This window comes from Micromonospora sp. SL4-19, from assembly GCF_047921475.1.
GTDB lineage: Bacteria > Actinomycetota > Actinomycetes > Mycobacteriales > Micromonosporaceae > Micromonospora.
The window spans coordinates 22,485-30,235 of the sequence record NZ_JBLROB010000047.1 but is presented as its reverse complement, the minus strand read 5'-3'; the positions used below and the strand labels follow the sequence as shown (position 1 = coordinate 30,235).

At 70.4% G+C, this 7,751-nt stretch carries 8 protein-coding genes and 1 pseudogene; 6 read left to right on the top strand and 3 right to left on the bottom strand.

Translation table 11 applies throughout. From position 1 onward, the window contains the following. Positions 1 to 56: 56 nt before the first annotated feature. Positions 57 to 325, top strand: a pseudogene (locus tag ACNAVT_RS30380) (IS5/IS1182 family transposase); the annotation flags it as partial. Positions 326 to 337: 12 nt separating this feature from the next. Here ACNAVT_RS30380 and ACNAVT_RS30375 read toward each other — a convergent pair. Next, positions 338 to 913 (bottom strand): DinB family protein, encoded by a 576-nt coding sequence (locus ACNAVT_RS30375; RefSeq protein WP_416301269.1) that lies wholly within the window; start codon positions 911 to 913, stop codon positions 338 to 340. Positions 914 to 1,333: 420 nt separating this feature from the next. On the opposite strand from ACNAVT_RS30375, the gene ACNAVT_RS30370 reads away from it, so the two are divergent. The 3 genes from ACNAVT_RS30370 to ACNAVT_RS30360 all read left to right on the top strand — a co-directional run bounded on the left by ACNAVT_RS30370 (position 1,334) and on the right by ACNAVT_RS30360 (position 4,167). Then, positions 1,334 to 2,059 (top strand): DUF4184 family protein, encoded by a 726-nt coding sequence (locus ACNAVT_RS30370; RefSeq protein ID WP_416301267.1) that lies wholly within the window; start codon positions 1,334 to 1,336, stop codon positions 2,057 to 2,059. Positions 2,060 to 2,523: 464 nt separating this feature from the next. Next, positions 2,524 to 3,162 (top strand): L,D-transpeptidase family protein, encoded by a 639-nt coding sequence (locus ACNAVT_RS30365; RefSeq protein WP_416301265.1) that lies wholly within the window; start codon positions 2,524 to 2,526, stop codon positions 3,160 to 3,162. 72 nt (positions 3,163 to 3,234) lie between these two features. After that, entirely contained in the window at positions 3,235 to 4,167 is a 933-nt protein-coding gene (locus ACNAVT_RS30360; protein WP_416301263.1) for a rhomboid family intramembrane serine protease, read from the top strand. A gap of 107 nt (positions 4,168 to 4,274) precedes the next feature. Here ACNAVT_RS30360 and ACNAVT_RS30355 read toward each other — a convergent pair whose 3' ends face one another. Beyond that, entirely contained in the window at positions 4,275 to 4,550 is a 276-nt protein-coding gene (locus ACNAVT_RS30355; protein WP_416301261.1) for a hypothetical protein, read from the bottom strand. A gap of 47 nt (positions 4,551 to 4,597) precedes the next feature. Continuing rightward, positions 4,598 to 5,029: a hypothetical protein gene (locus tag ACNAVT_RS30350; RefSeq protein WP_416301260.1), complete on the bottom strand. Its 432-nt coding sequence runs from the start codon at positions 5,027 to 5,029 to the stop codon at positions 4,598 to 4,600. Positions 5,030 to 5,404: 375 nt separating this feature from the next. Between ACNAVT_RS30350 and ACNAVT_RS30345 the strand changes: the two genes are divergently transcribed. After that, complete coding sequence (locus ACNAVT_RS30345) at positions 5,405 to 6,694, top strand: ABC transporter substrate-binding protein (RefSeq protein WP_416301259.1); 1,290 nt, start codon at positions 5,405 to 5,407, stop codon at positions 6,692 to 6,694. Positions 6,695 to 6,752: 58 nt separating this feature from the next. Then, a complete protein-coding gene (locus ACNAVT_RS30340; RefSeq protein ID WP_416301257.1) occupies positions 6,753 to 7,751 on the top strand; it encodes a carbohydrate ABC transporter permease in 999 nt (332 codons plus the stop codon).

Below are 7,751 nucleotides of genomic sequence, written 5' to 3'. Positions count from 1 at the left end.
CCGTGTAGGACAGGATCCCGTCGGCGTCGCGGCGCAGGTCCAGCACGTAGACGTGCAGCCGGTTCGCCTCGTCCACGAAGATCCACCTCGCCGTCGAGGCCGCAACCGGCCGCTGTCGATCCTGCTCACCCCCGACCAGGCCGGCGACAACCCCCAACTCCTCGCGTTGCTGGACGCGATACGGGTCAACGAGCCCGGGCCCGGCCGGCCCCGCAAACGCCCCGACGTGCTGATCGTGGCGTGATCTGGCCACCCGCTACGCCAGACGCGCATCCCTCTACCGGCCAGCATGGTCCTCATCGCCGCCATCATCTGGCTTCCATGATCGGCAGAAAACCTAGTTGCTGCGTTTGCTGGCGTCGAGGGCAGCCTGTTCCACTCGCTGGCGATAGTCCAGCCACCATGGCTCGTCGGCGGGGGGCAGGTTGTCGTTCCTGGGCAGCAGCCCGGCCGCGCCGTCGATGAGTTCGCGCACGATGTCGGCGTGGCCGGCGTGCCGTTGTGTTTCTGCGATGACGTGGACCAGGACGTGGTGCAACGTGACCGCTGCATCGCCCCACCACGGCACGCGGCCGACATCATTCAGCGCAAGAGCCTCAATGGTGGCGTCGGCGTGGGCGATCGCGCGACGGTACAGTGCGACGATCTCCTCGCGGGTCTCATCCGCGGTCGCCCACATGTCGGCATTGGTTTCCGCTCCGTCGCCGACGTACGGCAGCTCCTGCTCGAACGGCCGGCCGAACACGACGCCGAAGTAGAGGATCTCCATGGCTGCCGAGTGCTTCACCAGACCGAGCAAGTTGGTTGCGGTCCGGGTCAACGGGCGCCGAATATCGTATTCGCCAAGCCCGTCGAGCTTCCACAGCAGCGCGTCGCGGCCGCCCTTCAAGTAACTGTGCAGGTCTGCCTTCATGGTGCCACGATGGCATCTGGTGGGGTGTCGGCGCTGTCCCGGTTGATCCATAGAGATCATGATCGGCAGGACACACCCTGGGCCGAGCAGCTCGGCGGCGAACCTTTCGCCGTAGGTGAGGGCCTGGGTAATTGGGTGATCGGCGCGGCGCGAGACTGCCGGCGACGAAGCTCGCGGCGGTCTTGGGGGCGGACGGCGGGTCCATGAACGTCTGCCGCCGGTTCCGTCGGACCTTCACGCTGTCCCAATCCTTGTTGGACTGGATCGCGTCGCGCCGCTGAGCCCGCGCGGCCTCCCTCTGCTTCCGTGTCGGAGAAGGACGCCGACACCTACCGCTGGCTGGCCCGCGAGCACGCGTTCGATCCGGCCACCACGTTCGCCGACCTGGTCCGGCACTTCTGATCGGTTAAGGTCCGGCTCGTGCCACTGACGTTTCCGTCGCACCTGGCGCCGGTGCTGCCGCTGAAGCGGTGGCGACCGGCCTGGTTCGACGGCGTTGCGCTGGCCACCGGCGCGGTGGCGCCAGACGTCGGCTACCTGTTCACCGGCACCCGGTTCGAGTTCGGCCTGCGGGCACACACCCTCGGCGGGCTGCTCTGGTGCTGCCTGCCGATCGCGCTCGCGTACGCCTGGATCGTCCGGCGGGTGATCGCCGGGATCGCGGTGCACCTGCCCGGCGAGCGCCTCTTCGCCTGGCGGGACTACGCCGCGCTGACCGGCGTCCGGCATCCCTGGCAGGTGACGGTCTGCTCGGCGTTCATCGGGGCGTTCAGCCACGTCGCCTGGGACCGGGTCACCCACACCGAGCGCTGGCTGCGGCTGCTGGGGATCCAGGATTTCCACGCGGCGACCGGCATCTACTGGTGGGCCCTCTCGGACACGCTCAGCACCGTGGCGGGGGCCGTCGTCGTGGTCGCCCTCGCGCTGCGGGCCGCCCGCCGGCAGGAGATCTTTGCCGGCGTACGACCGCCCGCGCCGCCGGCCCGGCCCGTGGTCTTCTGGGGCGTGGCGCTTCCGGTCGCCGCGCTCGGCGCACTGGCGCTGCTTGGTCTTCCCGCCGCCACCGTCCCGGCGCCGGCCGGGGTGCGTCTGCTCCACGTCGCGGCGCTCGCGTTGTCGCCGGGGGCGTCGCCGCCAGCGGTCTGATGCCGGCCCCGCCACGGCCCAGGCGTGGCGAGCGCCTCGTGTAAAACAGCGCCAGCCCGGCTGACCCTGTTACGCCGACATGCCGCATTTGGATATTGGTATCAATCACATTCCCGCGGCCCCGCTACTGCTTGTTTGACCTGCGGCAAGCTGCCTAACCTGAGCCGGCGTTCGCGGCTCTTCGGGGTGAGTCGGGAACGCGCCGAAGTCCGGTAGTTGGGCACCGTGGAGCTGAGTGCAGGCGGGCTGACTCGCCGTGTTGAGCCCGGCGCTGGCGGCGTGCCACGCCCGCCGCGCTCGCGACGGCGAATCCGCTACCACGCCGGACGGCCGGGGTCAGGACCGGGGAGTTGCGGACCCGGTCCTGACCCGTCCGGCGGGTCCGGATCCGTAGCGTCAAGGCCGGCCGGAGGGCATCCATCGCGGGATGAAACGGCCGCGGGGCGCATGCGAAGATCCTTCGCGTGAAGCCGACCAGCGTCGCCCAGTTCACCACCCTGCCACCGGGCACGCGGCAGGTCGTCGTCGTCACCGGGGACGGCTACCGCACCACCCACGCCGCTCTGGAGACGTACGCGAAGGTCCACGACCGCTGGAGCCCGGCCCTTCCGCCGCTGCCGGCCCGGATCGGCGCCGAGGGGTTCAGCGATCAGCACGTCGAGGGCCTGCCGACCACGCCGACCGGCGTCTACGCCATCGGCCCGACGATGTACGGCATCGCCACGGACCCGGGAGTCCGCTACCCCTACCACCGGGTGGCCACCGACGACTGGTGGAACGCGAACCCCGACTCCCCGCACTACAACAGCTTCCAGCGCTCCGCCACGAACCCGGGCGGCCACAGCGAGGCGCTCTGGCGCGAGGACCCGGCGTACACGCACTTCGCGGTGATCACCTACAACATGCCGCCGACCGTCGACAGCCCGGTGCCCCACGCCGGCAGCGGCATCTTCCTGCACGAGTTCAGCAGCGCCGACGGGAACCCCACGGCCGGCTGCGTGAGCCTGTCGCACGAGCATCTGGTCGACGTGCTGACCTGGCTGGACCCAGCGGCGTCGCCGCACATCGTCCTGTGTCCCGCGCAGCACCTCGGCCGCTACTGAGCACTTGAACGCCCACCCCGGGTCGCCGCCCGGGGCGCCCCCAGCCCACCGAGCACCAGGACCGGACACCCCATGGACCAGATCCGCACCGGCCAGCCCCCCGCCGACGAGGCGGCCACCACCTGCTACCGGCACCCCCGGCGGGAGACGCTGCTGCGCTGCACCCGCTGCGACCGCCAAACCTGCCCGGACTGCATGCGCGAGGCGCCGGTGGGGCACCGCTGCCCGGATTGCGTACGCGAGGACAACCGCACCGTCCGCCAGGCCCGTACGGTGTTCGGCGGCGCGACGGTCAGCCGGCCGCTGGTGACGTACCTGCTGATCGGGCTGAACGTGCTGGTCTACCTGGTCGAGCTGGTCCGCCCGGCGATCGTCGACCAGTTCGACGGCCTCGGCACCGGGCTGGTCGACGACAGCGGCCAGCGGTACCTCGACGACGGCGGCGCCTACCCGGGGTACGAGCCGATCGGCATCGCGCACGGCGAGTGGTACCGGCTGATCACCTCAGCGTTCCTGCACCTGCTGCCGACCGAAGGCCGGTTCGGCATCCTGCACATCCTGTTCAACCTGTACTGGCTCTGGCTGCTCGGCCGGATCATCGAGGAACGGCTGGGTCACCTGCGCTACGTCGCGGTCTACCTGCTCGCCGCGTTCGGCGGGTCGGTCCTCGCGTTCCTCATCGCCCCGCAGCAGGCGGTCGTCGGTGCCTCCGGCGCGGCATACGGACTGGTCGGCTGCTACCTCGTGCTCACCCGGCGCCTGCACCACCACCCGATCGACCGCAATCGCCTCCTCATCTCGTTCGTCCTCTGGCTGGTCCTCACCGCGGGCTGGACCTCCTGGGAAGGGCACCTGGGGGGCCTGCTGACCGGTGCCGCTGTCGCGGTCGGGATGGCGTACGCGCCGGCGAAGCGGCGGACCGTGGTGCAGGCGGCGCTGGCGGTCGGAGTCGCGCTGCTGCTCGTCGCGCTGGTCGCGATGAAGTCGGTCGCCCTCACCACCTGACCCCCGTCGGCGCGCTGACCGGCGGGTGACGTAGGGCGGAGCTGACCGGGAGCCCGACCGGCCGACCGTGTCGACCCGGTGGTCGGCGCGGTCGGCTCAGGTGTGCCTCAGGCGACCTCGCCGCGGACGATCGCCACAGCCACCCGGCAGAACTCGTCCATGTCGGGCTGGAAACCGGCGGCGATGTCGGGGTGCAGGCCGGCTCGGGTCTCGTCGAGCAGCCGACGGCAGACCTCCTCGACGGGCTCGCCGGAGTAGCTGGCGCGGACCCGTTCGGTGGCCGCCTGCAGGGCCGAGGTCAGCTGATCCTCCAGCGGGCCGCGCAGCTTCTGCTGCACGGGGTCAAGCCCGCTCGGATCGAGCGTGACATGTGGCTCCGACATCGGCGCTCCCTTCGTCGGCGTCCGCGGTACCCCACCGCGGCCGTCGGTCAAACCACCGCCGTTGCGGCGGCCACCCGGACCTGGTACGAGAAGTCCTCCGCCGGCTCCTCGGCGTACGACAGCCGGCGGATTTGCCGGTCGTCGCCGTAGAGCGCGACGTCGACCAGCACCCCGAGGTGGGCCAGGCCGATGTTCGCCACCCGCTTCTTGTCCTGGAGGACCGCGCAGACCCCGCCCAGCAGCGTGCTGGCGTCGGACGTGCGGTGCCCGGGCGGGCAACGCAGGGTCAGGTCCACCTCGATGGGACCGTCGAGCGGCGTCCACCCCGTGTGCTGGGCCGCGGTGCAGGCGGCCTGGAGCAGGGCGCGGACCCTCGCCGCCTGCCGGTGCCCGGGGGCGAAGATGGACAGGGCCTCGGTCTTGACCGGGGGCAGGCCGCTCACCTCGAACGTCAAGGTGAGAGCGCGGGTGTCCTGCACGACGGCTACCTCCTCGTTGGGACGATCCTGCCCAACCGGTGGTGCCGCAGAGGCGAGTTCGCGCGAGAACCAACCGATCGGGCGGCCTGGGGTCGGCCGGAGGCGTATCGACTTCGACGGCGACGCGCTGGCTGCGGAGCTATGCCAACGCTAGTTGACCCGGCGCGCGCTGGGTAGCCTCGCCGCTCACTGGGTGGGACCTGTTGTGCTCGTCTCGTGACTGTCAGGTTTCGCAACGTGGCAGGTCGGGCACTGTTCGGCGCATCGAAACGCCCGGGGCGCGGGCGGATCTGCCGCAACGTGCGCCCCGACCGTCTCGCCGTGCGCCGGGGCACGGGTGACTCCCCGGCTCTCGCCGAAGAGAGGGGGAGGGCGATGACGACAGACCCCGACGCGGCCGCGCACCGGCGGCGGCCGGCCAGACGTGCGGCGGCGGCCGCGGCCGCGCTGGCGTTGGTGGCCCCGTTGGCGGCCTGCGGGTCCGGCGGTGACGGTGGTATGCCGACGATCAACCTGTACTACCCGCCTGAGCAGAACCTGCAGAAGGTCGTCGACGACTGCAACGCCCAGGCGCAGGGCCGCTACAAGATCGTCTACCGGGTGCTGCCCCGGCAGGCCGACGACCAGCGGGTGCAGATGGTGCGCCGGCTGGCGGCGCAGGACAGCGGGATGGATGTGCTCGGCCTCGACGTCACGTGGACGCAGGAGTTCGCCAGCGCGCACTGGATCCGGGAGTGGGCCGGTCAGGACAAGGCGGAGGCGGAGCAGGGCACCCTGGCCGGCCCGCTGGACACCGCCCGGTACGAGGGCGAGCTCTATGCCGCGCCGAAGAACACCAACGTCCAGCTGCTGTGGTATCGCACCGACCTGGTGCCCGAGCCGCCGAAGACCTGGGACGAGATGATCTCCGCCGCCCAGCGGCTGAAGGAACAGGGCAAGCCGTACCAGGTGCTCACCATGGGTGCCCAGTACGAGGGGCTGGTCGTTCTCTACAACACCCTCGCGGAGAGCGCCGGCGGGAAGATCCTCAGTGACGACGGCAAGAAGGTCGCGATGGATGAGGGTGCCGTCAAGGCTCTCGACCAGTTGCGGAAGCTCGCCACGTCGGGCGTGACGTCGCCGTCGTTCAGCAACGCCACGGAGGACCCGGTGCGGCTGGAGTTCCAGTCCGGCGGCGGCGCCTTCGAGGTCAACTGGCCCTTCGTCTACCCGGCCATGCAGGAGGCGGCGCCGGAGATGGCGAAGAAGGTGAAGTGGGCGCGGGTGCCCGGCATCGACGCGAACACGCCGAGCAAGGTCACCATCGGCGGCGTCAACCTGGCGGTCAGCACGTACTCGAAGCACCCGACGGAGTCCTTCGAGGCGGCCCGGTGCCTGCGCAACGCCGAGCACCAGAAGTTCTCCGCCGTCAACGACGGCGTGCCGCCGACCATCGAGAAGGTCTACGACGACCCGGAGATGGACAAGGCGTACCCGATGAAGGAAACCATCCTGGAGGAGCTGAAGGAGCCGGCGGTCCGGCCGTTGACCCCGGCCTACCAGAGCATCTCCACCGTCATGTCGGCGATGTTGTCCCCGCCGTCGGCGATCCGGCCCGAGCAGACCGCCGACGAACTGCGCAAGGCCATCGCCGACGCCCTCGAGTCGAAGGGGGTCCTGCCGTGAGCGAGCTGATCCACCGCCGCGGGGCGGCCCGCGGCCAGGACCGCACGGAGGTGACGGCATGAGCGTCAACGCCACTCCCACGGGTGCGGACGTCGCCGCCGAGGAGACCACCCGCTCCGCCGGACGGCACGCCGCGGTGCCCGCGCAGCGCGGCGGGCGCCGGACGAAGCCGCCGCTGAGCGAGAACAAGCGCGCCGAGCGGCGCCTCGGCTGGCTGTTGTGCGCGCCGGCCGCGGTGGTGATGGTGCTGGTCACCGCGTACCCGATCCTCTACTCGGTCTGGCTGTCGCTGCAGCGTTACGACCTGCGCTTCCCGGACCAGCGCGAGTTCGTCGGGCTGGACAACTACGCGACCGTGCTGACCAACCAGTTCTGGTGGACCGCGTTCGGGGTCACCGCGCTGATCACCGTGATCACCGTCGCGGTCGAGCTGGTGCTGGGCATGGGTCTGGCATTGATCATGCATCGGACGCTGGTCGGGCGGGGCATCGTCCGGACCGCGGCGCTGATTCCGTACGGCATCGTCACGGTCGTCGCCGCCTTCTCCTGGCGGTACGCGTGGACGCCCGGCACCGGCTACCTGGCGAATCTCTTCGAGGGCAGCGCGCCGCTGACCGAGCGGGCCAGCTCGCTGGCGATCATCATGTTGGCGGAGATCTGGAAGACCACGCCGTTCATGGCGTTGCTGCTGATGGCCGGCCTGGCGCTGGTTCCGGAGGACCTGCTCAAGGCCGCCTCCACCGACGGCGCGACGGCCTGGCAGCGGTTCACCAAGGTGATGCTGCCGGTGATGAAGCCGGCGATCCTGGTCGCCCTGCTGTTCCGCACCCTGGACGCTTTCCGGGTCTTCGACAACATCTTCGTCCTGACGGCGGGCGGTAACGAGACCTCGTCGGTGTCGATGCTCGCCTACAACAACCTGATCCGGGGTCTGAACCTCGGCATCGGCTCCACGATGTCGGTGCTGATCTTCCTCACCGTGGCGATCATCGCCTTCGTCTTCGTGAAGCTGTTCGGCACCGCTGCCCCCGGCAGCGACGACGGGGAAAGGCGCTGA

What these genes read in the sequence shown, in the direction of transcription:
- ACNAVT_RS30375 (WP_416301269.1), bottom strand. Translation starts at nt 913, where the DNA reads ATGAAGGCAGACCTGCACAGTTACTTGAAGGGCGGCCGCGACGCGCTG.
- ACNAVT_RS30360 (WP_416301263.1), top strand. Translation starts at nt 3,235, where the DNA reads ATGGACCAGATCCGCACCGGCCAGCCCCCCGCCGACGAGGCGGCCACC.
- ACNAVT_RS30355 (WP_416301261.1), bottom strand. Translation starts at nt 4,550, where the DNA reads ATGTCGGAGCCACATGTCACGCTCGATCCGAGCGGGCTTGACCCCGTG.
- ACNAVT_RS30345 (WP_416301259.1), top strand. Translation starts at nt 5,405, where the DNA reads ATGACGACAGACCCCGACGCGGCCGCGCACCGGCGGCGGCCGGCCAGA.
- ACNAVT_RS30340 (WP_416301257.1), top strand. Translation starts at nt 6,753, where the DNA reads ATGAGCGTCAACGCCACTCCCACGGGTGCGGACGTCGCCGCCGAGGAG.